A 23,471-nucleotide genomic window follows, 5' to 3' on the forward strand; every position below is an offset into this window, starting at 1 on the left:
CTAAAGGAATGTGATTACTATGCGCTGTAAAACGCTGACTGCCGCCGCTGTAGTTTTTGTGATGCTGACTGCAGGCTGTTCTACTTTTGAAAAGGTGGTTTATCGTCCTGACATCAACCAGGGGAACTACCTGACGTCGACCGACGTGGCGAAAATTCAGAAAGGGATGACCCAGCAACAGGTCGCTTACACATTGGGCACCCCAATGCTGCAAGACCCGTTCGGAACTCAGACGTGGTTCTATGTGTTCCGCCAGCAGCCTGGCCATGAAGACATCACCCAGCAGACGCTGACGCTGACCTTCGACAGCGCAGGCGTGTTGACCGACATCCAGAACAAACCGGCGCTGACCAAGTAATCGACGTCGCCCGCTCTTCCGGCCCATGAGGGGGCAAGGTGTTCCTCATGACTGTCGCAGGCTGCAACGCGGAAGAGAAAATCAGTTTCAGATAAAAAATAAGGCGCTATAAGCGCCTTATTTTTTTGCCTTTTCTGCCCGTTGCCGGCGCAGCTCTTTCGGATCGGCGATCAAGGGCCGGTAGATCTCCACCCGGTCGCCATCGTTCAGCGTATCGCCCAGCTTGGCCGGGCGGCTGTAGATGCCGATTTTGTTGCTTTTAAGATCGATATCCTGGCGCAGCTCCAGCAGGCCCGAAGCCTGGATCGCCTGCTCGACGCTGCTGCCCTCGGCCAGCTTCACCTTGCGCAGGTACTGCCGCTCCGGCAAGGCGTACACCACCTCGACCTGGATGTCAGACACTGTATACCTCTTTCGCCCGCTGGGTGAATGCCTGCACCATGCTGCCCGCCAGCTCTTTAAACACCTTGCCGAACGCCAGCTCAATCAGTTTGTTGGTGAACTCGAAGTCCAGGTGCAGCTCCACCTTGCAGGCCTCTTCGCTCAGCGGCGTGAACTGCCAGCCACCCATCAGCTTGCGGAACGGGCCATCGACCAGTTGCATATTGATGCTCTGGTTATCCAGCAGCGTATTGCGGGTGGTGAAGGTCTTGCTGATACCGGCCTTGGCGACGTCCACCGCGGCGGTCATCTCGTTGGAGGTAGCGTTAAGCACCCGGCTGCCGGTGCAGCCTGGCAGAAAATCGGGATAAGAATGAACATCGTTAACCAACTGATACATCTGCTCGGCGCTGAACGGCACTAATGCAGACCGACTGATCTGGGGCATATCATTTCCTGTAAGACATAAAACGTACAGATAATACCATTTATCTGGCGGCAAACAAAAAATCTGCTAAGGGATGAGGGAACCAAAAATGCGAAAAATTGCGCAGGTGCTGAACGGGAAAGGATTTCTTTCGCTGAAGCATCCAGTATAATGAACGCACTATGACAAAGAAAAAAGCACACAAACCCGGTTCCGCCACCATTGCCCAAAACAAGCGCGCGCGTTTCGAATACTTCATTGAAGAAGAGTTCGAGGCTGGCCTGTCGCTGCAAGGGTGGGAAGTTAAATCGCTGCGTGCTGGCAAAGCCAACCTCAGCGACAGCTACGTGACATTCCGTGACGGTGAAGCCTATTTGTTTGGCGCCACCATCACTCCGCTCAACGTGGCTTCGTCGCATGTGGTGTGCGATCCGACGCGTACCCGTAAACTGCTGCTGAACCGACGCGAGCTGGACACCCTGCTCGGCCGCGTCAACCGCGACGGTTACACCGTGGTGGCCTTGTCCCTGTACTGGAAAAATGCCTGGAGCAAGATCAAGATCGGCGTAGCCAAAGGCAAGAAAGAGCACGACAAACGCGATGACATTAAAGATCGCGAATGGCAGACGGCGAAAGCCCGTATCATGAAGCACGCCAATCGTTAAGCCGCTGGCTTATCGAGGTAAACTTCTGGTATACTGCACAAAGTTACTTGGGGCTGATTCTGGATTCGACGGGATTTGCGAAGCCCTAGGAGCATGCCGAGGGGCGGTTGGCCTCGTAAAAAGCCGCAAAAAAATAGTCGCAAACGACGAAAACTACGCTTTAGCAGCTTAATACCCTGCTTAGAGCCCTCTCTCCCTAGCCTCCGCTCTTAGGACGGGGATCAAGAGAGGTCAAACCCAAAAGAGATCGCGTGGATGTCCTGCCTGGGGCTGAAGCGTTAAACTCAATCAGGCTAGTCTGTCAGTAGCGTGTCCATCCGCAGCTGGCCGGCGAATGTAAAGATTGGACTAAGCATGTAGTGCCGACGGTGTAGTAATTTCGGACGGGGGTTCAAATCCCCCCAGCTCCACCAAAATTCTCCATCGGTGATTACCAGAGTCATCCGATGAAGTCCTAAGAGCCCGCACGGCGCAAGCCCTGCGGGCTTTTTTGTGCCCTCAAATTGTCCCGCGAAGTCCTAATTGAACTAATTAAATCCGAACCTTTTAGGCACCTTGTTAGGCACCTCATAAAGCTTTATTGTTTTTGAGGTGCCTAAAACTATGGAAACTCGGCAATGGCAAGACAAACTAAACCTCTCTCCGTTAAGGAAATCGAATCTGCCAAACCCAAGGAAGCGGACTATGTGCTCTATGATGGCGATGGCCTTGAGCTACTGATCAAATCCAGCGGGAGTAAAATCTGGCAATTTCGCTACATTCGCCCCGTCACCAAGAAGCGAGCGAAAAAGAGTATTGGCCCCTACCCGTCAGTTACGCTGGACTGACCCCACCCCGGTAGACGATCCTGCCCTATAGTTGGACTGGCTCCGCACAGATCCAGTAAAAAAACAGGCCCGCGAGAGCTTTGGGAATGCAGTAGGTGAAATGATTGGCACAGTGGAATCTTTGTAATGGCGACACAAAAATTACGTCGCCACTTTGTTACCGCTCCCCACGCAGCCATGCAATAGCCAGGGTGACTAGATAGCCGGCAACGAAGAAACCAACAAAGCCAGCAGCCTTCATCACTGCCCCATCAAGTAAGAACAGCGACATGAAAGCAGCAATCGCGCAAAAGCCGGTTACTATCGCTTCCAAAGCATGCGAAGCACCTGACCCTATATACTTAGTGAGTTTTCTGGTTAGAGAGGATTTTGCAGAGTTCATTCTGAATACCTTTACAAAGCATAGGGTGGCTGTTAATGAATTGGAGATACGGCTCTAGTTGCTCCTCAACCAAGAAATATGCCATATCTAAATTTAACGCCGACACCTTCCGGTATGTTTGAGGAAACTTAACTTGCATTCGTCGGGATGCTTGGGCTGCCTCTTCGATAAGTCCCTGTAACATTACAAGGTTGAGAGTGAACGAAGCACCAAAGCGTACAAATTGTTTATACGCTAATGCAGAGGTCGCTTTCCTTAGCATCATGTGAGCCGCAAATTGCGCCAATGCAAATTGGCCCCCAGTTCGTCCACCAAGACGACCAGCACCATAGGCTAGTTTATTATTGATGGACTCTTTGCCGCTAGCGTCTAATTTCTGATAGAAATCAGTGATCACAATAGTAATCAGGCGTCGCAAGGGTTCTTCGCTGTTACCCATCGACTTGACCATACGGGCGAAACGTTCTGTTTCTTCTTGGTTTCTAGTCTTGAGGCTACTACCAGCCAATCCAGCCCCCTGCCAAGTGCGAACGACGCCATGATACATCCCGCTGGGAATAGTCGAAATTCCATCCAAAATTCCATATGCAACTTGCTTTGCGTCCATTCACTTTCCTTAAGCAAAATGTGTCCAGCTCAGAGAATAACCAAACCAGAGCTCGATTACCAATTCACGCATTCTTCAGTTGCATTGTACAGACGCTTTTCCCCTACGATCTTTGCGGGTGCTGGCCCGCTGCGTTCTGGCGGTATTTCCATATGATTTTCAACCATAACGCTACGCGATCCAAAAACTGAAAAATACTGAAATTATTTTCAATCTCTTCAGTTTATCGGGGTGTTTGCAGGGATACTTACACCACGGCCCGGGCTCCCCCGGACCGATGCAGGCTAGTGATCCAGATAGAGGTAATGCAGCCAGCTGGTCATGCGCAGCAGCACTTTGCGCATCACGGAGACGTGCTCGAAGTGCCCGGTATAGACCGCCGCCTGGGCGCTCACGCCGTCGGGCAGATGATCCAGATCCGGGTTGGCTGCCAGATCGATCATTACGTACACCCCTTCCCGGCCCGGCGTGGCGCTCAGGCCCTGCAGTGCGCCGCTGGCCTGGTAGCTGCCGTCCGGTATCGCCGGCAACACCCGGCTCACGGTGCCGCCATAAACCTGTCCCGGCAAGCCGTTGAACACCACTTCAGCCTGATCCCCCTGCGCCAAACGCAGGATGGCGTTCTGGCGGAACACCGCCACCACCTGGCGCTTTTGCTGCGGGATAAAGATCATCACCGGTTTGAACGGCAGGCGAACCGCCGCCGTGCCCGGCCGCGCCAGCACCTGCGTGACATAGCCATCGCTCGGCGCACGCACCACCGTTTGTTCCAGGTTGTAACGCGCTTCGGCTATTTGCGATTTCAGGCTGGCTATCGTGGCGTCTTCGCCGTCATAGCGCCCGGACAACCGCGCCTGTTCCTGCTGGAACTGGGCTTTCGCCGCCTGCAGCGCGGCGGACTGCGCCTGATACTGCTGCTGCGCATGGCTGACGTCCTGCTCCGAAAACGGATTGACCGGCATGGCCGCCCCTTTCGCGTAGCGCTGGTAATCTTTACGGGCGCGCTCAAACTCCACGTTCGCCCGCTGCACGTTGGCGGCAGACTCGCTAAGCGCCGCCCGGCGCGTTCTGATCTCCGCCTCCGCCCCGGCCAGATCCGCTTCCAGCCTGGTGAGCCGCGCGCGGTAGCGGCTGTCGTCGAGCCGGAACAACACCTCGCCTTTGCGCAGCAGCACGTTGGTTTTCTCCGTCACCTCAACGATCATGCCCGAGACCTGCGGCACCATCGGCACCGACACGGCAATTTTCTGCGCCCGATCGCTGTACGGATGGTTGTAGTTCATCGTCAGAATCAAGGCGCCGACGATAAATATTCCGCCAAGCACCGCAGTCGGCACGGTCCATTTGTTGACCGGAATGCGGAACAGTTTAAATACGCCGTAGCTCAGCGCCACGTAGCTGAGAATAATAAGTAAATCCATAGGCTACGCTCAACTCACCGTGGGGCCGGGAACCGCCGTCGGCTTTTCCTGCAGGCGTTGTAATTCGGCTTCGAGCAGTGCGATGCGCACCTGCAGATCCGTTGAGGGTTCCGGCCTTTCACTCATGCCCCAGCCGCGTTCCGGCCGATAGAGCGTCGCCCAGATCCACAGCAGCGGCCAAATGGCGTGCAGCGTAAACAGGCTGACCCAACCGGCAACGTGAATCGCATCCTGATGCGGATGCTGGCGCTTTTTCGCCAGTAAATAGGGAATGTCATGAATAATAATGACGCCGTAGAATAGAATCAGGAATACCGCGATCAGTACGCCTAAAGCAAAATAGTTTAGAAACATGTAAAGTCCTGGTTGAGAATAATGGAAATAAATAATCTCTATAGCGTGTTATATTGTCTGATGTCGTTGGCGATGGTATCGATGGCGTTTTTCACGTCGGTGACTTTCAGCTGTGCTTTCTCATTATTAAGATTTTCTCCCGAAGCCTTACGCACCACTTTAATCACCGGCTGATTGGTCGCGGCATCGATAAACTCGCCTTCCATATAGACCGCGCTCTCCATGGTGCGGTGCCCGGTTACGCTTTGCGTCGCGGCGATCAGCAGCGTGATTGGCAAGACTTCATAGACCTGCAGCCCTTTCTTCTGCGTGTCGATCGCCGTGATGGCGCCGCGGAAAATCAGCGTATGCTCCCGCGGCATGTCCACCAGCGTAAAGTGGGTGCCCATCGCCTGCTTAAACTGCTGGTTGGTGTAATTCAGGATATTGTCGAGCGCGCGCTGGCTGACCATTTCGCTCGGTTTCGGCCGCGGGAAATAGATCATCGGCTGATAAACCAAATATTGGTAACGGGAAAAATCGACGTTCTTATCTTTCCAATATAAAACGTCTTTGCCGGATGCGGATTGACCTTTATTGATATCGTTATAATTGGTCAGAAAGGTCGAGTATTTTTCTTTTTCGGTCACGGCGGACGAGCACGCAGCCAATAATAACAGCGCAGGTAAAATCACCGTTCTTGTCACTTTCATTGACGGATTTCTCTTTATTTATGTGGATAGCAAATAATCAAATCGAATGATACCCACCCATCCGTGATAAGTCATATGACAATACCGCCAAAGAAGTATATCATTTTTGATATACAAACTCATAAGAGCCGGCCAGTGAAAGAGAAAGACTTCCGCATAGAAGAACTGAGGATCGTCCGCGTCATCGCCGAAACGGCGAGCGTCAGTAAAGCGGCGCAGCTGTTGGATATGCCACAGTCCAATGTGTCGCGCGCGCTCACCTCACTGGAACGCCGGCTGGGTCTGGAACTGTTTCTGCGCAGCCCGCGCACTCTGTCACTGACCGAGTTCGGCGAACAATTCTTGCGCCGCGCCGCACTGCTGCTGGACGAGCATAGCGATCTGCTCGATATGTCCGGCACCTATAAGCGCAGCCTGAGCGGCATGGTCACGCTCGGCGCGCCGATCGGTATCCACGCGTTCCTGGCCAGCTATTTGCTGCCGCCGCTGCTGCATGCCGCGCCGGAACTGACGGTCGATCTGGTGACCCGCAATCCCGATGAACGCGAAAAAAAGTATGGTGCGGTGTTCGACAGCGACTGCGATTTGCTGATCAGCTTCTTCCAGCCGCAAAACGAAAGCCTGATCGCCAGGCCCTTTACCCGTTTTCGCGTCGGGCTGTTCGCCGCGCCGGATTACATCGCCCGCTCGCCGCTGAATGAGCTGGATGAACTGTCGCAGCATCGCTGCATTACCTTGCGCATGCTGGGCGGCATTCGCAATACCTGGAGCGGCTACAGTGCGCAGGGGGAGTTGGTGCAGGTCGAGATCAACGGCGCCAGCGTCTGTGATAACATTCTGCCGGCGATCGAGCTGGCCAAACAGGGCCTGGGCATCGTCTACGCCCCATATTATTCCGTCGCCGCCGAGCTCGATGCCGGCACGCTGCTGCCCTGCCTGGCGCGCGAGCGCGGCATCGATATGCAGGCCTACCTGATCTACCGCCGGCGCGGCGTGTTGCCGCACCGCGTGCAGGTGACGATGGACAGCATCATGGAAAGCGTCAAACTGCACGCACACCGGCTGATATAGCCAAGAAAAACCCCGCCACAGCGGGGTTTAACGCATCACATCAGCGCAAAATACCTCACCGCCCCTCTTTTTCCCCCAGGAAGAAATACCACAGCGGAATGGAAAGCAGCAGGGTGAACACCAGCGTATACAGCAGCACCATCAGGCTCTGCATGATCACCATCTGGGCGCTCCAGTCACCGATCGGCAGCTGAAACTGTTCGACGGTGCCGCCGAGGATCGCCCGGCCCATCACGCAGCCGACCGCCACCGCCACTGTCGCCACCGCCGCGCGGAACTTGCGCACCTCGGCGCGGCGGGCGGCCGCTTCCGGCGTTTCGTCCCGAAGCCCTTGCCGCTGGCCGCGCCAGCGCCCTACGTCCACCAGCAGCAACGCCGCGAGGCTCACACCCATTACCGGCAGGCAATAACCCAGCGCCGCTGCCACCAGCAGCGTGACGGCGCGCGCCGGCAGGGAAAGCGCCAGCCAGGCGGCAACCAGCGTATGCACCGGATGCTGCACCCCCGCCGCCGGGCGGCGCAGCCACCACATGCGGTAACCCAGCACGATCGTCAGGCACAGCCCAAGGCCAAACGCCGCCAGCAGCAGCTGATTCGGCAAGCCGAACAGAATGCCCATGTGGGCGTCGATGCCCCAGCGGGTCAGCTTGGCGATGAGCGGGAAGGTGTCGAACCACACCTGATCGACGACGGCGAAGCTTTGCGGCGCGATGGCAACCGCGTCCACCTGCGTCGGCCAGCTGCGATCCACTTCGGTCACCGTCCAGGCTTTGCCCTCGCCTTTCGGCTGGCGAAGCTCGACCTTAGCGGCGTCTATTCCGGCGGCGCGCGCGGCATGCAGCGCCCGATCCCAATCGCCGTTCAGCGCATTGCTTTGCGCGGCAGGGCCCATCTTCATGCCCGGCATCATCCCGCGGTGCTCGGCGTGCGGATCGGCCGGCGTCTGCGGCGCATCGGCCTGCAGGCTGGTGTTGACCTGCGGCGTCAGCCAGCCCAGGTTGGCCCGCAGCGCGTCGATGTTGCCGCCGGCCCACTGCGACCAGGTCAGCCCGGTAGCCGAGAAGAACAGCAGCCCGGCCAGCAGCGCCACACCCAGCGTGATATGCCAATGGCGGCTGGCGGCAAAGCCCCCTTTTGCCCTTTTCAGCTTGCGCTTCGGCCGCGTCGCCAGCCACAGCGCCACGCCGCCCAACGCGGCCACCCACAGCCAGGAGGCCGCGAGCTCGCTGTAATTGCGGCCCAGATCGCCGAGCAGCAGGCTGCTGTGCAGCTTGTCCAGCCAGGTGCGCAGCGGCAACACGCCGGAGGTGCCGTACACCGTCATGTCGCCCTTGATCGCCAACGTGTAAGGATCGACAAACAGCGCGCGCGACTCGGAAGCGCCAAGATCGGCACTCGCGAACTGCACGCGAGTGGTGTCCGTTGCGCTGGGCGCCGGGCGCACGGCGTAAATGCGCGCCTCGGCACCCGCCTCACGGCGGGCGGCGGCGATTTGGTCGGCCAGCGATCTCGCCTGCCCGTGCGGCTCGGTAGACAGCGCATCGCGATACAGCGCCTCTTCAAGCTGCGGGGTCAGCACATACAGCGTGCCGGTCAGTGCGGCGACAAAAATAAAAGGGGCAACCAGCAGGCCGATATAGAAATGCAGCCGTCTGATCAGGTTCAGCATCGCGCCACGCGGCGATGCGGCAGGTGGAGTTTTGGTTATTGAAGACATGGCCTTTCTCGTTTTTCAAACTGTGCGCGCAGGCAAACCGTCCGCAGCGATACGGACGGCGTTACCCATGATCAAGCAATAAGGAAAAACGGCTGGTCGGGCGGCCCGCGCGGGCTCGGCCGCAGAGTAAGGCGCCGAAGGGGCGGGGGGACGATGCGCGGCGCGCAAGGCAGGCGCGCGATGCGCGTCATCAGCCACAGCAGCGGGACGAATGCCCACAGCAGCAGCGGCACGTGGATCAGCAGCTCGCAATAGCCGCAGAAGATCATCTCTGCCGGATCCATGCCATGGTGGCCGGCATGTTCGGCGGCGGGCATCACCATTCCGTGCATCTCATGCTGCATGGTAGCTGCCGGCTGCGCCATGCCGCTCATCATCTGATGGTGCATCAGCGATTTCGACACCACCGGCGCCACAAACAGCAACAGCACCGCCATAATGGCGATGCAGGCGGCAAAGCGTTGCTGTAGCTGGCGTGGCACTCTCATCGCAGCGGTGAATTAACCCGGTCGGTTGCGAACAAGCGGCCAGTGTAACCTCAATGAACGGTGAGGTGAATGAAAAGCGAAACGTGTGGGATCAGGGAGATCTCCCGCTAACGATTTGGTATCCGCTATAGGCTCTCGACACGACGACGGATTGCCGGCCGACGCTTCTTTCTTGCTGCCCTCCCAATCATGCCCTGGGTGTTTATATTGAGCCTCTTTTTCTTAACCGTTTTATAGTGCATATAGAATGAAAACAAACTCAGCAACAACAGCAATAACGCCAAAAACAATAAAATCATCAATGCACCTTGTATTCAAAAATCCATTTACAGCTCATTGCCACGCAAAATCAGCCAGTTATAGAGTTCAACTTTGCGGTTAAAACCGAACTTTTTCATCACGGCCCCACGGTGGGAACTGACGGTTTTAATGCTGATATTCAGACGCACTGAAATATCCGCGGGGCTGACGCCTTTGGAGAGCAGCCGCATAATCTGCTGCTGCCGCACCGTCAGCGTCCCCTCCTCGGAAAACGCCTCCCCGTCCGAACCAGATATTTCTCGTTCATGCCATAATGCATCTAAATAAAAACGCAGCTGCTGCAGATCGCCGCGCTTGGGCAGCGTTTTCTGCAGTCGTCCCAGCCGCCACGTCGCCAGGCTATTTATCCCCTCACACAGTGAAAAAACGATGCAATCTTTCATGCCTGCACGCTGCGCCTCACCAATCAAACGGGCCATAGGCCGGCTAGCGTCGTAAAAAATAATGTCGGCGCTGTCCAGGCGACTTTGATTAACAAACTGCACTCGTTTATTCTTGCCGCAAAAATATTCCACCAGAAAGAATATCAGTCCCTGAGAAATAAAAGCATCCTTTCCCAGCAGGGCAATGTTAATCATAATCAGCAAGCTCCTTGCATTTCCTCTTAAATTATAAAAATCAGAAAAAGCAACCAGGCAGAACAGTCTTTGATCTTATGGAAATTATTCAAATGCATACATGGCGGTTAGCAGAAGCACCTTCATTGAATCTCCTGATTCCCATATATCCTCTGCATCCATCCTAATAAAAATTAAGGAATGGAAATAATAACCGGCAAACTGCCAGAGAACTCTCCTACCGACTGAGCATCGTAATTGCTTAAAGTTGAAGAAAGCCTTAAACGGGTTGGCGACGTCGAAGCAACAACCTTAACGCCATCACCCAACTTACTTTCATTAATCGTGAGATCGCTGCGTAACTTACCGCCATTGGACGAAGACAGCGTCACCGAATTGACCTTTGCCTGCGATCCTACAATAACCGACATTTGTGAAGAACATGTAATGTGAAAATCAGCATAAGCGGAATGACCATTAATCTTGGCCGGCGCCAGAACGCCATGATTTATTTCCACATAGGGCTCATTAACCCTGCAAATGGCGGGAGGAGTCTCTGCAGGAGTACATCTTTCACCGACAAACCCTATAGCTCCGACTCTTTTACTATAATATTTAAACCTATAACAAGAGTTCCAGTACCAACGGGATATTCTAATACCAGTAATTTCCTTTCCAAGATACCCTTGAGCTATAAAAAGCTGACCCAACTCCCCCATTGTTTTTGCTTTCCTCGCTCCAGAAACGGTATACGAGGGTTCGCTAGGGGTCTCGTTACTATTGTAGTCATCATTATAGACAAAATATAGGTTATCATCTCTTGCCTCGAAATAAGAACCCTCTGACATAGGATTAGGTGTATCATCATTAATATCCCATGATTCAATGCTCAAACGATCATATGTCCACCGAGTAACGCTGCCCCATTCATTTAGCCCTATCCCACCCTGTACCTTCATTTCATAAGCCAAAGAAAACGCCGCAGAAGAATAGAACACAAAAAACAGCGCCAATATCTTTATTCCCATTTTCATATCTGTAACCTACTCATAAGCCAGACTAAAAGTCGCCACCGCGCTGAACGCCCCGAGCCCAATCGTCTTGCGCTCCAGCGCCTGCGGTTCGCCGCGCACATAGGCCTGCAACGCCAGGGCATTGCCGCCGGCCTGCAGGCCCTGCTTATCACCGCCCTGATTGAGCGGCAGCGCCTTGCCCGCCGGCGTCTCCAACCCGATAGCAATTCCCTTGGCTATACTGCCGCCGGCAGGAGCCAGCAGGCCAGGCAGCGCCACGCTTTCCGTTCCCAACAGCGTCACCGTCACCGTTTTACCCAGGCTCAGATCGCATTCAGCCAGATGAATTTCAAACCTCTGCCCCGGCGTGCGGGTATTGAGGTACAGGTACTTGTCGATGATGGTGCCAAAATCCAGCGTGATCTCCTCCTCCCCCGGCGGGATCACGCACGGCTCCGCCACCAGCGCGCCATGCAGGCGCAGGTTGTTGGCCGCCAGCGCAGCCTCGCCTGCCAACAGCAGTACCGTGGCTACCAGACAATTGCCGATTCTCTTTTTCATCGCCTTTCCCCGTTACTGATAATCGGCCTGCAGCGTCGCCCAGGCCTCGAACGCCCCTTCGATCAGCGCGGCGCCCTCTTTTTTCACCGGCACCGCCTCCAGCCGCGGCGGGTTATCCAGCGTGATCTTCAACGTACTGCCCGGCGTAAACGGTTGATCATCGCGATATACGCGGATCCCTAAATCGCTTTTGTTGGTCGCTAGCGCCTGTTTATCAAACCCGCTGGCGGTTCCGCTCAGGCTCAGCGTTAGCCCCCAACTACCGCCGCTCGCACTGTCGCAGGTGATTTGGTAATTCACCGCCTGACGGTAGTTCACCCCGTCTACCTTGTTGATGCCGACCCGTTCGCCGAAATCCACCTCAACCTGATTGTTGTCGTTAATCCGGCACGGCGGCGGCGTCAGCAGCGTGCCACGAAACGTCATTTCGCCTTCGGCCAACGCCACAGATGATGCGCCAGACAGGGTGCCAATCAGCAGCAGGGCTTTTATTTTGTCATTCATGCTTCGCTCCGGTTACTGATAGGCCACCTTCATTGTGGCACCTGCCGTGAATTCGCCACCGCTTAGGGTCACGCCGCTTTGCTTCACCGGCACCGCCCACAGTTCCGGCGTATTTGGGTAGGTAAAATTCAACCAACTGTTGAGCGCCAGATTGCTGCTCCCCTGCTGCAGCTGGATCCCCAGTCCGGTTTTAGTGGTCTTCAACGCCGATGTGTCGAAAGCCGCGCCGGTGCCCTGTACCTGCAGCTTCATCGCATTTTTACTCTGTCCGGAACAAGACAGGGAGTAACTCACAGGTACGCGGTAATTTTTGCCGTCTACCCGAGTGGTCATTACTTCGCCGAAATTCACCTCGATCGTCCGATTGCCGTTAATCACGCACGGCGGTGGCGCCACGATGGTCACCTTAACCGTGACCGTGGTCGCCGCCTGGACACTCAGCGGCATAACCACCAGCAGCGCCCTCAGGCAGCGGACAATCTGTCGGTGGTTCGCCTTTATTCTTACGCCATCCATACTTCGCCCCGCCTCAGTCATAGCTCAGGTGAAAATCCACCGCCGCCCGGTAACTGCCCGCCGCCAGGTTGGCCGCCGTGCGCTCCGGCGTGATGACGTAGCTCAGGCTGTTCTGCCCCGGCGTCAGCAATAGCGGCTTGCCCCGGCTGCCCAGCCGCACGTCTTCACCCCGCACGGTTTCCATGCGCAGCCCCAGACCCGAGACCCCCTGCGCCTTTATCAGCTGCGGGTTATCCGCATCGCGAATCGCCCGAAAACTGACCGTCACCGCCGGCTGGTTTTCGGCCCAGATCCGCCCGCCGGTGCGCAGGTCGCGGCTGCCCGCCGGGCTGCGCAGGCAGTCCGCCAGCCGCAGCTCAAAGCGCACCGGCGTGCCGCGATCGCCAACCTGTTTCAGTTGCCCGGTGCCCACCTCGCCCAGCGCGATATCCTGCCGCGCGCTGGTCATCTCCAGCCGGCAGGCGCTCTCGGTCAGGGCGCCGTGGACATACAATGTGCCGTTGGCGCCGTCGACTTCCCAGTTGTCCGCCGCCTGCGCCGGCGGCAGCAGCCACAGCAGCGCGGTCAGGCTCAATGGTGCCATCATGGCCAGCGCCGCCAGCACGGCGTAATATCGCAGCTCGCTTATCCAGTAAGCGCGTTCCGCCATCAGCTCCCTTGCCATTTATCCTCCTGTCCACTTAGGGTTGTGCGCGCCGGTCAGGCGCCTTTCTTCTCTGGCACCACTTTGCAGATAGTGCCGCTGCAGCTGAAGCTCAGCTGCGGGCGGCCGCCGTAATCGTTGACGTAGGTCAGCACCGGGCTGTTGCCCACGCTCGCCGCGCTCACCGTCAGCGGCGCACTGCCCTTCGGCGGCACCATCATCGGTTCGAACGCTTTCACCGGCACGCTCTTGCTGCTGCCCGCATCCACCAGGGTGACGTAGTACGGCGTCGGGTTGTTCACCACGTATTTGTCGCCCTGGCGAGTCAGCGTCAGCTGCTCCTGCGGCGGCGGCGCATTGGTGTCGATGCCCAGCCCCGCCGGGCGATAGAACAGCTTGATGCGCGTCTGCAACGCGATCTGCAGGGTATTCGGTTTGCTGCTTTTCGGCGGGATCTCGCGCAGGTTGAAGTAGTAGACCGTTTCGCGGTCCTGCGGCAGCTGTTTGGCCGCCGGCAGCGCCTGGATCTTCACCTGGCTGGGCTTACCCGGCTCGATGCGCTGCACCGGCGGCAGCACCGTCAGCGGGCTCTGGATCTTGTTACCCTGCTCGTCTTCAATCCAGCCCTGCGCCAGATACGGCAACTGCTTGTTCTGGTTGCTGACGCTCAGGCTCACCGAGTTCTGGCTGCCATCGAAAATCACCCGCGTACGATCCAGGGCGATGGCCGCCTGGGCCTGCGAGACCGTCAGGGCGCCCAGCAGGGCCGCCGTGCCGAATGAAAATTTAAGTTGTTGGTGCATGTCATTAACTCCAATTACTGTAATTCAGTGTTTTCCGTTGTTGCCGGCAACGAATGGCAAGGCAACAACAGGGTATTCATCAACATCTCTGCCGGCAGCGGGCTTGGCATGCGCACTTCACACTGCGCCGCCCCGTTCCAGCGCACCGTCATCGCCTCGCCCGGCTGGATACCGCTGAGATAGACGCTGCCGCCGTCGTTGACGATGCCGGTCTCCTGCTTGCGGCCGTTCTGCACCGTGGCGCCGAACGGCGGTTCGCTGCCGTCCGCCAGCTTGATCACCGCCATCGCCTTAGCCCCCGCTATCACGTCAAACTGCCGGTAACCGATGGCCCCCTCGGTCAGCGTCGCCTGCACCACCGATGTGGTCGCCTCGGCGTTGTCGCCCAGCTGGTTCAGATCGATGCTCGCCTTGTTGCGGTAGTAACTGTTCACGTCGCCGATCACCGCCTTGCCCCAGGCGTTGGTGCGGCTGGTGCGCCCGTAGCCGCGCACCGGCACGTCCGCCACCCCCTGGGTGTCGATCAGCATCCGCGTGCCGCCCGCCATGCCGCTGCGGTGCAACGCCCCGCCCTCCGCCGTCAGCGTCATGCCACCCTGGGCGCTCAATCCCACCGCGCTGTAGCGCCCTTCCTGGTAGCTGGCGTTGGCGCTCAGCCGCGCGATATCGCCCTCGCGGGTGTAGTAGCCGCTGGCGTTGGCACCGCTGCGCGATGTGCCGGCGCTCAGCTGGTAGTTGCTGCGCTCATCAAGCCGGTCGTAGTAACTCACCCGGTGGGTGCTGTCGTTGCGGTTCACCGTGGTGTTGTAACTCAGCGTCGCGCGCTCGCCCCACGGCATCGACAGCGACAGGTAGGCCCCGTCGTCCTTCATTCCGTTGTACTGGTTGCGGTAGGCCGACAGCGACAAGCTCAGGTTGCGGAACCGGTCGATATCGAAATAGCGCGACAGCGTCAGGTTGTAGCGGTCGTTGGCTGGCCGGTCCCAGTAGGTCTCATGGCTGTAGTTGAGGTAGCTGCTCAGCCCCCAGTCGCGAAACTGCTTGTTGAAGGAGACGGTGTACATCTCCTTGCCGCTGCCGTTGCGGTTGCCGTAATAGCGCGCGTCCAGGTACTCGCTCATGCTCATGAAATCCTGCTCCGAGAAGCGGTAGCCGGCGAAGGTCACCTGGCTGTCGTACTCATCAAAGCTCTTCGAATAACTCAGACGGTATGAACCGCCGCTCAGCGTCCCCTCCTCCTGCGGTAGCCGCGCCCGCGACTGGGTCGCGTCGAATGACAGCGCCCCGAACACCATCAGGTCACGCCCGAGCCCCAGCGACAACGCGTTATAGTCGCCGCCCGCCAGCGCGCCGCCGTACAGCGACCAACCGTTGCTTACCCCCCAGGAGAACTCGCCGGTGCCGAACAGCGGCCCCTGCGAGCGATGTTCCCAGTCCGACGGCTTGCCCGCCGCCAGCTTGAAGCGCACCGAGCCGGGGCGCGTCAGGTACGGGATGCTGGCGGTGTTCATCACGAACTCCTGCACGCTGCCGTCCTGCTCCTCCACCCGCACGTTCAGCTCGCCGCTCACCGCGTCGTTGATGTCCTGAATGCGGAACGGCCCGGCCGCCACCGTGGTCTCGTAAATCACCCGCCCCTGCTGGCTGATGACCACCTTGGCGTTGGTCTTCGCCACCCCCACCACCTCCGGCGCATAGCCGCGCAGGTTGGGCGGCAGCATGTTGTCATCCGACACCAGGCTGGCGCCGGTAAAGCGGAAGCTGTCGAACATGCCGGAATCCAGGTAGCTCTCGCCCAGCGTCAGCTTCGAGCGCAGCGCCGGCAGCGCGCGGTAGGCGTAGTAGCGGCTCCAGTCCAGCCGCTTGTCGGTCGGCTGCCCGCTGCCGGTCTGGTGGCTGAGGCTGCCCTGCCAGTCAGCCCGCAGGCGCCAGGCGCCCATATTTGCCCCCGCCGTGCCGTTGCCGCTCAGGCTGTAACCGCGGCTGCCGCTGCGTTGTTGATGCTGGCTCTGGGCGTTGAGGTTATAGTCGAACAGCAGCCCCGGAATGCCCTCGTCCCAGCGCGACGGCGGGTCCCAGTTCTCGGCGGTGTACTCGAGAAACGCCTGCGGAATATTCAGGTACAGCGACGAGGTGGCCAAATCACCCCGCGTCTCCATCCCCGCCACGCTGCTCTCATCCAGGCACTCGCCCTGGTGCCACCAGCGCAGGTCTTTCATCACGCCCTCTTTGAGGCCCAGTTGCGCCACCAGCGCCTGGCTGATGCAGGCGCGGCTGCCGTTCGGGTCGTCCTCCGGCGGGTAGAACGGGATCTGCTGCTCCGGCAAATCGTTTTTGTTGATGTGCACCACCATGCCGTAGGTGCCCGGCATGATGTAGCCGCCGCGCGAGAACTGGCTCAGATCGATGTTCTTGCGGTCATGCACGTCCAGCACGTCGGTGTTGAACTGAATGTCATCGGCGGCATACACCAGCGTCGCGGGAGATCCGAGCGCCAGGGCGATGCACACTCCCAATACCTGAAGACGCGCCAGTTTCCCGGCAGGCGATATATTCATGCTCCGAATCCCTTATAATTATTTTTTATCCCTGTGCTCTTGTAATCAGTCTTCACCGCCGGCCTCAGAAATAATCCAGTTTGAAACGGACGGCCGAGAAATAATCACCGGCCTTCGGCGTATGATTATTGGCGACTAATTTCAGGGCGTAATTCAGCCGCATATTTCCGGGGATAATGTCGCCGCGCGGCATCGGGTAACCCGGCGTGGCAATATTGCCGGCGGCGTCGCTGATTTGCAGCGCAATGCCCGATGCCTCGCCGCGCACGCCAAATAACCCCTCCTCGGCATCGCCGTCAAAGGTCACCTGAAACTGTTTCCAGTCAGGTGAATTTTTATTAGCCCGTTCCAGCGTGCAATTAACCAGTTCGATGGCGAAAGTTTTCATTTGGCTTTGCCCGTCGCGAATAATATCCGCTATCGGCACAACATCCATATCTACGGTCTGATAACGACTCTCGACCGCAATGGCGCAGGCGGTATCGATGATGGCACCTTGCATATTTACCCTGCCCCAGCCCTGAACGGAACCGGCCGCCTGCGCGGTAACAGCCGTGAAGGTAAATAAACAAACTGCCAGCGGAAATATCATGGTTTTAATCCACATAACGTTATTCCCTGATAAAACGTTCCTGAAAAATGCATGCGGGAACCCCGCATGCATTGGCATGTTTAATTCACTTCATTATTGAAGAAATTAATGCGGCTTAGTTATACGCCAGGGTAAAGTCGGCCACCGCCTGGAATTCACCTTCGGTGATGACTGCGGTAGACGCAGCGTCACCCTGCAGGTAAGCGGCGAAGTTCAGGGTGTTAGAACCGCCTTGCAGTGTCTGAGCCTTGGTCGGTTGACCCAGCTTGATCACCGTACCGGAGCCATCGGTAATGGCGACGCTGGCGCCCTTGGCGGTACCGGTAATGCCCAGCAAGCCATTAGTTGGTGTCGCGTTGGACTCCATACCGGTAAAGGTCAGCGCCACTTTGTTTTTTAGCGGGTTACCCTTTTCATCATTGGCAAAGGTGCAGTTCTCCAGAGCGATGGAGAAGTTGCGCGGCGTAGATTTACCGCCGCTCACCAACGCCGCCTTGGAGATCTGGCCCAGTTCCACGGTCTGATCGATGGAATCCGGGTTAATGGAGCACGGCGCATCAATAATTGAGCCGGTGAAAGTCACTTTACCGTGGCCCTGGTCGGCCGCAAACGCAGTAGAAGACAGACCAAAGGCAACCGCCGCCACCATCATGATTTTATTCAGTTTCATAGTTCTTACATTCCTTAGTAAGTGAAAGAGTTAAATAAGACTCACTTTATCTGTAGAAGATAATGTTTCCCGGCTTACCACCATTTCCGTATCAGCACAGGAAACCTTCTGTTTCTGGCCTTCAAACCAGTGAGAACAATCTACTACCACAACTCACTTCTTGAAATATAAAACTACAAATTAAACAAAATTAAGAATATGTATAAATAAAACACCTTAAAAATAGATTTTAACTCCAAAAAAGGGTACGGATTAACCTCCTTGTAAATAAAAAAACCGACCAATTCAGGTTTAATTAACCCATTATCCACGCAATATAAGAAAATTCTAATTTCAACAGCCGCGAGGGAGTTGAAAAAAAATGTCGGCAGCCACAGTATTAAGCACGGACAGATTATTTACAGGGAGCAACATGAAATACATTATAAATAACGCCATCATCTATGATGCGCATAAAGGGACATTATCACTCAGCAAAAGCAACGATAAAGAGGTGGTTTTATTAAAACCTTCACAGCGGCTGCTGTCGTTGTTTATTGAGTACAATAATGAAATTGTGGAGAGGGAACGGTTGCTGGATGAGGTATGGAATAATCATGGTTTAACGGCATCGAACAATAACCTGAGCAATTATATATCAGGGCTGCGCAAGACGCTGTCTCAGTTAGGCCAGGATGACATTCTGGTTACTTACCCGCGCCAAGGATTCAAGTTCGTCGCCGAGTCGATAACCCTTTTAGGGGAAGAAAAGGATGAAGATAATGGCGAAACGCCGAAAGCGCATCCGTTGGCGGAAAAGAACACCCGACGTATAAAACCGCTCATTCTGCTTCTCCTGCCTTTGGCCGCCGGTTTTGTCGCCATCGGCACCGCGCTGTATTATTACACTGCCAATAACGACCTGAGCTTTATCGGTAAATATCGCAGCTGCAACGTGTTCGCCATCGACAGCACGCAGGATATTTCCTCAGCCAGGCGGTTGCTGAGCGAGTTTGATTATGATTGCAACAGCAACGCCAGCGTATACTTATACAATCAGGTTGCCGATGACGACAGCACAGCGGCCGTGATGACCTACTGCCCCAGACAGGGCCTGTCTGCGTGCAAAACGGTAAAGCTGCAACAGTAGGCATAATCTCTTCTGACATCAGAATAGTACCCCGTTAGGGCATCAACGCTTGTTGCAAATAAAATTGGGGGAACGATTGTCGGCAAAGATGTATTGCTGATCATTGATCTTTTCGACCGTAAACAAGATGTCCTTCCCCACCACCGGGAACAGCTTGTCGACTTCTTTATTATTGTGACTATCGTCATTAGAGCGTCGAACGATGTTTGTCGGGCGCAGCAAGAAGCGCCCTTCATTCGCGGTATAAGTCATGGTAATGGTACGCGCTATGGTAAAACGCTCATTATTATAGGTCACGCTGCCGTTGATAATAAATGCGCTCTCCCTTGCATTTATATTGACAATACTGACAAACAACACTCTGGATAACGAATGTTTTTCATCATGATAATCGGTGCGGATCACCGCATTGCATTCCGGCATGACCGGAGCAAAAAACTGCAGGTAGATACCAAAAAATATAAAGACAACTCCAAGAATCATCAGTGATGCAAACACCCCTTTTATTGTTTTTTTATTTTTTGAAAACATAGACATTCTCACAGGCTGCGTTAATGTTCTTTTCATTTTTTGGGCAATAGGCGAAAAAAGTCGCCATAGAGTGCAATGCGCTGAGAACCAACGCACCGCCGTTATAATAATAAACCGTTGCCGGTTTATTGCAGTCAAAGCCGCCTTCCTCGAGGGTATTCTTTACATCCTGCGCCGAAATATTCGTGTGCACCAGCTTGTGGTGGCTGTTAATTATTTCGATTTCACAATTAGCAATACGCTGAGCGGGTATGAACTGCGCCGTCGGAATATAAACCTGGCGCATCCCCACAGCCAACATCACCAGGCCACCGATAAAAACGGCCATTGCGACACAGAGCCACAAATACTTTATCCGCCGGGCGCCCCCTTTCCCGATAAAAACTTTATTCAATTCAGGATTTTCTTGGTTCCCTGTCTCATCAGTGCGGGCAACCCCCGCCTGAAGCAAAATCCCCTGCTTTGGCAAGGTAACTAACACTTCGCCTTCACCCAGTTCGGTAAACGCCTTGCGTAACTGAGAAAGCGCATTATTCAGATTATTGCCCGACTCGATCTGGCCATAACTGCCCCAAACCTGGCTCAACAAAAACTCGCGGCTTAATACTTTATTATCGTTCCGTACAAAAAATAACAACAATCTATTAACTGTCGCCGTTAACGCAACTTTAGCCTGTTCATCATCAATAACGCAGAGCTCAGAGATATCATCCCGGTAAATAATTCTGTTGTTTATCACATAAGCCATAGCGCACCTCTTATTGAACGCTAAAATGATATCACAACGCAATTTTTATAGGAATATTCTTAATAAAAAAGAATTAGCCTTTTAATACATGGTGTTATACTTAATAGTTATAAAAATCATGTTATTTTCTCTGTCAGAGAATTCCCCTTGGTTATTCGTTATCACAATCATCAACCTTCAGCGATGAAACCCTGTTTTTACCATTTCTTTCCACCGTAACCTCAACATATTGACCCGGCGGCGTCTCTGCAAAGATATTCAAAGCTTCCTGGGCATTATCAATCACTTTTCCTGCCACTTTATTAATGACATCGCCTTCCTGTAAACCGGCGTCGCTCGCAGCCCCCGCGTGTTTTACCCCCGTCACCAGCACATTATATCTCCCCCCCAGTTTTCCATGAATCACAGAGACATTAGCGGCTTCCACGCCGATGCAGCCGCGAATGACTCGCCCATCCGCCACGATTTTTTTCATTACCTGATTCACCAGGCGCACCGGCAAGGCAAAACTGATGCCTTTTACGCTATTCAGATCCTGGTCTACCGAGAAAACCGACGTATTCATGCCGATCATTTCTCCAGATGCATTAACCAGTGGCCCGCCGGAGTTGCCTTTATTGATCGGCGCATCGGTTTGAATAAACGTCTGTCTGCCAATGACGCCGAAGCCGCTGCGGCCAATGGCGCTGACGATACCGTGTGAAACGGAGCCAACCAGGTTGTAAGGATTGCCGATGGCCAAAACAAAATCACCGACTTTGATTTTCTTTTTTTCATCGATACGGATGGGCGTGGTCGCCGCAGGATCCAGTTTCATCACGGCTAAATCGGTCAGTTTGTCGTAGCCCACGACGATCGCTTCTCTTACCGTCGCGTCGCTGAGCAGCGCCACCATGTTCTTGACGCCATTGACCACATGATAATTCGTCACCACATGCCCTCGATTGTCCATAATAACGCCGGTGCCCAACGGGCAACCATAAACAACATCATTACAATCTTTAGAATATATATATACAACGGATGGGAGCGCGCGTTCTATCGCCATACTCAGTGACAATTCATTCACATTTTGCCGGTTCTGGTTAGCGAATTGCTTAAAATAGAGGGTGCTGACGACTGCGCCAATAAACACGCCAATTAACATATGAATAACCTTTTTATTCATCGTACCCTCAAAATGGCAAATGGTTTTTATAAGAACATTCTTCATACCGAAGGTTAAATACACTGACAAGCGAAAATTGACGTAGTCAACAGCCTCAGCCTCAGACTCAAATCTCTGCTCCCTCTGGTTTGAACGCCTTTCCTCCTTCCCTGCAAACCTTTCAAACTCACCAAAAAAACAACATGCTGATTTAATTAAATTTTAAACCCATCACACGCATTATTTCGTTCCGTTCCTGCATAAAAAAACGGCATTGTATGATCGCCCTCACAAACATGATAACATTATATTGTTATAACAAATGGCGACAACAACCAAAAGGAACCTCTGGATGAACTACCCTCTTGTTGGCAGCGCCATTGTTGAGCACAGCGGCGGTTTAAATAACTTACGCCATGTCACTAACTGCATGACACGGGTTCGCATGACCCTGGTCGATCCTGCAAAAGTGAATATTCAGGCGCTCAAAGGCATCGAAGGCGTGCTGGGCGTGGTGGAAGACGATACTTTGCAAGTGATTGTCGGCCCGGGCAAGTCGTCTAAAGTGGCGACGGTAATCAATGAACTGCTGGCCTCGGGCCCGCAAACGGCGCCGCTGAGCGACGTAGAACAAAAAGCGGCGCTGGCGCGCGAGAAATCCCGCAAACCCACGCGCACCAAAGCCGTGTTGAAGCACATCGCCAACATTTTCGTTCCCATCCTGCCGCCGCTGATCGCCGCCGGGATTTTGATGGGGCTGAACAACGTCTTGGTCAACTCCGCCGCCTCCTATGCGCTGACGCACGCCATTGCGGCCAGCGGCGAGCTTTCTCCGGCCCAGATAGTGTTGGATCAGCGCCATCTGCTGGGCCTGAGCCAGTTCCTTGATATCGTTTCCAAAGCGCTGTTCAGCTTCCTGGCCATCTATACCGGTGTCACCACGGCGAAAGAGTTTAGCGGCAACGCCATCATGGGCGGCCTGCTGGGCGCCATCACCATCGCGCCCCAACTGCCGCTTTTGGGGTTAATCCCCGGCCAGGGCGGGTTGATCGGCGTTATTTTCTGCGTCTGGCTAATGTGCGTGCTGGAAAAACAGGTGCGTCGCATCGTGCCCGACATTCTGGACGTGGTCTTGACGCCGACGATCGTGCTGACGGTGATGTCCGGCGCCTTGCTGTTCGCCATCATGCCCGTCGCCGGCCTATTGTCCAACGGCATTCTGCACAGTTTGAACGGCCTGCTGGCCACGGGTGGCCTGGCCGCCGGCTTCGTGCTGGCCTCGCTGTTCCCGTTCCTGATTTCGCTCGGTCTGCACCATGGCCTGTTCCCGATCCATCTGGAGATGATCAATGCGACCGGGCATGCCCCGCTGTTCGCCATCCAGATCATGTCCAATGCAGGCATGGTCGGCGCCGCCACGGCGGTGCTGCTGCTCACCCGCGATCCGGTGATGAAAAAGATCGCCAAAGGCGCCATTCCCACTTCGATCCTCGCCGTAGGAGAACCCACCATCTTCGGCGTGAATATTCCGGCGGGATTCGCCTTTATCACCGGCTCTATCGGCGCCGGCTTTGGCGGCATGATGGTCGTGCTGCTCGGCGTCTCCACCAATGGGGTCGGCGCCGCAGGTCTGTCGGCCCTGCCGCTGATCGCCGACGGCAAATATCTGCAGTATATCTTCGCCTGGCTCACCGGCTGCCTGGCGGCCTTTGTGCTGACCTACATCACGGGCAAGCTGCGCAAATACGATCGGGAAAGCGTCTGACGGGACGGCAAACAGTTTAAGGG

27 protein-coding genes, 1 other RNA gene and 1 pseudogene are annotated in these 23,471 nt (G+C 55.4%); 7 read left to right on the forward strand and 22 right to left on the reverse strand.

What is annotated here, in order from left to right:
• The first annotated feature begins 19 nt into the window (after window positions 1-19).
• Window positions 20-358, forward strand: coding sequence for an outer membrane protein assembly factor BamE (gene bamE / locus J9788_RS19265; protein ID WP_044030646.1), 339 nt, complete (start codon window positions 20-22; stop codon window positions 356-358).
• Between the two features lie 117 nt (window positions 359-475).
• Here bamE and J9788_RS19270 read toward each other — a convergent pair whose 3' ends face one another.
• Both J9788_RS19270 and J9788_RS19275 read right to left on the reverse strand, forming a co-directional pair.
• The gene (locus tag J9788_RS19270) at window positions 476-760 is read right to left on the reverse strand and encodes an RnfH family protein (protein ID WP_004929098.1); all 285 of its coding nucleotides are present in this window, start codon (window positions 758-760) and stop codon (window positions 476-478) included.
• Window positions 753-1,187: a type II toxin-antitoxin system RatA family toxin gene (locus tag J9788_RS19275; RefSeq protein ID WP_004929096.1), complete on the reverse strand. Its 435-nt coding sequence runs from the start codon at window positions 1,185-1,187 to the stop codon at window positions 753-755. The genes J9788_RS19270 and J9788_RS19275 overlap by 8 nt, the downstream gene beginning before the upstream one ends.
• Window positions 1,188-1,348: 161 nt before the next feature.
• Here J9788_RS19275 and smpB point away from each other — a divergent pair, with 161 nt between their 5' ends.
• The 3 genes and pseudogenes from smpB to J9788_RS19290 form a co-directional block, all read left to right on the forward strand.
• On the forward strand, window positions 1,349-1,831 hold the full coding sequence (smpB, locus tag J9788_RS19280; protein ID WP_016929804.1) for an SsrA-binding protein SmpB: 483 nt from the start codon (window positions 1,349-1,351) through the stop codon (window positions 1,829-1,831).
• 49 nt (window positions 1,832-1,880) lie between these two features.
• Window positions 1,881-2,244, forward strand: a transfer-messenger RNA (tmRNA) gene (gene ssrA, locus J9788_RS19285).
• Between the two features lie 204 nt (window positions 2,245-2,448).
• Window positions 2,449-2,652: pseudogene (locus tag J9788_RS19290) on the forward strand (integrase arm-type DNA-binding domain-containing protein); the annotation flags it as partial.
• A gap of 163 nt (window positions 2,653-2,815) precedes the next feature.
• Here the strand turns inward: J9788_RS19290 and J9788_RS19295 are convergent.
• The 5 genes from J9788_RS19295 to J9788_RS19315 form a co-directional block, all read right to left on the reverse strand.
• Complete coding sequence (locus tag J9788_RS19295; protein ID WP_241427902.1) at window positions 2,816-2,971, reverse strand: hypothetical protein; 156 nt, start codon at window positions 2,969-2,971, stop codon at window positions 2,816-2,818.
• A gap of 28 nt (window positions 2,972-2,999) precedes the next feature.
• Complete coding sequence (locus J9788_RS19300) at window positions 3,000-3,647, reverse strand: hypothetical protein (RefSeq protein WP_064581110.1); 648 nt, start codon at window positions 3,645-3,647, stop codon at window positions 3,000-3,002.
• 284 nt (window positions 3,648-3,931) lie between these two features.
• Window positions 3,932-5,068, reverse strand: coding sequence for an HlyD family secretion protein (locus J9788_RS19305; protein WP_182265552.1), 1,137 nt, complete (start codon window positions 5,066-5,068; stop codon window positions 3,932-3,934).
• Between the two features lie 9 nt (window positions 5,069-5,077).
• Window positions 5,078-5,422, reverse strand: a complete 345-nt coding sequence (locus J9788_RS19310; protein WP_046897814.1) for a DUF3302 domain-containing protein — start codon at window positions 5,420-5,422, stop codon at window positions 5,078-5,080.
• 38 nt (window positions 5,423-5,460) lie between these two features.
• Window positions 5,461-6,114 carry a DUF3313 domain-containing protein gene (locus J9788_RS19315; protein WP_074055577.1) on the reverse strand — a complete coding sequence of 218 codons (654 nt, stop codon included), beginning with the start codon at window positions 6,112-6,114 and terminating at the stop codon, window positions 5,461-5,463.
• Between the two features lie 135 nt (window positions 6,115-6,249).
• Between J9788_RS19315 and J9788_RS19320 the strand changes: the two genes are divergently transcribed.
• Window positions 6,250-7,185, forward strand: coding sequence for a LysR family transcriptional regulator (locus tag J9788_RS19320; RefSeq protein WP_182265553.1), 936 nt, complete (start codon window positions 6,250-6,252; stop codon window positions 7,183-7,185).
• 55 nt (window positions 7,186-7,240) lie between these two features.
• On the opposite strand, the gene J9788_RS19325 is transcribed toward J9788_RS19320, so the two are convergent.
• From J9788_RS19325 to J9788_RS19380, 12 genes are all read right to left on the reverse strand, one after another.
• On the reverse strand, window positions 7,241-8,902 hold the full coding sequence (locus tag J9788_RS19325) for a DUF2534 family protein (RefSeq protein WP_182265554.1): 1,662 nt from the start codon (window positions 8,900-8,902) through the stop codon (window positions 7,241-7,243).
• Window positions 8,903-8,973: 71 nt separating this feature from the next.
• Window positions 8,974-9,390, reverse strand: coding sequence for a DUF2946 domain-containing protein (locus J9788_RS19330; RefSeq protein ID WP_227414665.1), 417 nt, complete (start codon window positions 9,388-9,390; stop codon window positions 8,974-8,976).
• Window positions 9,391-9,716: 326 nt separating this feature from the next.
• Window positions 9,717-10,289 carry a helix-turn-helix transcriptional regulator gene (locus tag J9788_RS19335; RefSeq protein ID WP_227414702.1) on the reverse strand — a complete coding sequence of 191 codons (573 nt, stop codon included), beginning with the start codon at window positions 10,287-10,289 and terminating at the stop codon, window positions 9,717-9,719.
• Between the two features lie 173 nt (window positions 10,290-10,462).
• Window positions 10,463-11,302 carry a hypothetical protein gene (locus J9788_RS19340; protein ID WP_182265556.1) on the reverse strand — a complete coding sequence of 280 codons (840 nt, stop codon included), beginning with the start codon at window positions 11,300-11,302 and terminating at the stop codon, window positions 10,463-10,465.
• Window positions 11,303-11,311: 9 nt separating this feature from the next.
• Complete coding sequence (locus tag J9788_RS19345; RefSeq protein ID WP_182265557.1) at window positions 11,312-11,842, reverse strand: fimbrial protein; 531 nt, start codon at window positions 11,840-11,842, stop codon at window positions 11,312-11,314.
• 12 nt (window positions 11,843-11,854) lie between these two features.
• Window positions 11,855-12,346: a fimbrial protein gene (locus J9788_RS19350; RefSeq protein WP_182265558.1), complete on the reverse strand. Its 492-nt coding sequence runs from the start codon at window positions 12,344-12,346 to the stop codon at window positions 11,855-11,857.
• 12 nt (window positions 12,347-12,358) lie between these two features.
• Window positions 12,359-12,862, reverse strand: a complete 504-nt coding sequence (locus J9788_RS19355; RefSeq protein ID WP_182265559.1) for a fimbrial protein — start codon at window positions 12,860-12,862, stop codon at window positions 12,359-12,361.
• Between the two features lie 13 nt (window positions 12,863-12,875).
• Window positions 12,876-13,526, reverse strand: coding sequence for a fimbrial protein (locus J9788_RS19360; protein ID WP_241427904.1), 651 nt, complete (start codon window positions 13,524-13,526; stop codon window positions 12,876-12,878).
• Between the two features lie 35 nt (window positions 13,527-13,561).
• Window positions 13,562-14,308 (reverse strand): fimbria/pilus periplasmic chaperone, encoded by a 747-nt coding sequence (locus J9788_RS19365; protein WP_182265560.1) that lies wholly within the window; start codon window positions 14,306-14,308, stop codon window positions 13,562-13,564.
• 14 nt (window positions 14,309-14,322) lie between these two features.
• Window positions 14,323-16,866, reverse strand: a complete 2,544-nt coding sequence (locus tag J9788_RS19370) for an outer membrane usher protein (protein ID WP_182265561.1) — start codon at window positions 16,864-16,866, stop codon at window positions 14,323-14,325.
• Window positions 16,867-16,930: 64 nt separating this feature from the next.
• Entirely contained in the window at window positions 16,931-17,473 is a 543-nt protein-coding gene (locus J9788_RS19375; protein ID WP_182265562.1) for a fimbrial protein, read from the reverse strand.
• A 100-nt stretch (window positions 17,474-17,573) separates the two neighbouring features.
• Entirely contained in the window at window positions 17,574-18,128 is a 555-nt protein-coding gene (locus J9788_RS19380) for a fimbrial protein (RefSeq protein WP_182265563.1), read from the reverse strand.
• 412 nt (window positions 18,129-18,540) lie between these two features.
• On the opposite strand from J9788_RS19380, the gene J9788_RS19385 reads away from it, so the two are divergent.
• The gene (locus J9788_RS19385; RefSeq protein WP_182265564.1) at window positions 18,541-19,257 is read left to right on the forward strand and encodes a winged helix-turn-helix domain-containing protein; all 717 of its coding nucleotides are present in this window, start codon (window positions 18,541-18,543) and stop codon (window positions 19,255-19,257) included.
• A gap of 42 nt (window positions 19,258-19,299) precedes the next feature.
• Here J9788_RS19385 and J9788_RS19390 read toward each other — a convergent pair whose 3' ends face one another.
• From J9788_RS19390 to J9788_RS19400, 3 genes are all read right to left on the reverse strand, one after another.
• Window positions 19,300-19,788, reverse strand: coding sequence for a hypothetical protein (locus tag J9788_RS19390; protein WP_046897826.1), 489 nt, complete (start codon window positions 19,786-19,788; stop codon window positions 19,300-19,302).
• Entirely contained in the window at window positions 19,772-20,536 is a 765-nt protein-coding gene (locus tag J9788_RS19395) for a winged helix-turn-helix domain-containing protein (RefSeq protein ID WP_182265565.1), read from the reverse strand. The genes J9788_RS19390 and J9788_RS19395 overlap by 17 nt, the downstream gene beginning before the upstream one ends.
• 151 nt (window positions 20,537-20,687) lie before the next feature.
• On the reverse strand, window positions 20,688-21,704 hold the full coding sequence (locus tag J9788_RS19400; RefSeq protein ID WP_182265566.1) for a S1C family serine protease: 1,017 nt from the start codon (window positions 21,702-21,704) through the stop codon (window positions 20,688-20,690).
• A gap of 331 nt (window positions 21,705-22,035) precedes the next feature.
• Between J9788_RS19400 and J9788_RS19405 the strand changes: the two genes are divergently transcribed.
• The gene (locus tag J9788_RS19405; protein ID WP_182265567.1) at window positions 22,036-23,448 is read left to right on the forward strand and encodes a PTS transporter subunit EIIC; all 1,413 of its coding nucleotides are present in this window, start codon (window positions 22,036-22,038) and stop codon (window positions 23,446-23,448) included.
• Window positions 23,449-23,471 lie beyond the last annotated feature (23 nt).

This window comes from Serratia sp. X10 (assembly GCF_017811775.1).
Taxonomy (GTDB): Bacteria; Pseudomonadota; Gammaproteobacteria; order Enterobacterales; family Enterobacteriaceae; genus Serratia; species Serratia ureilytica.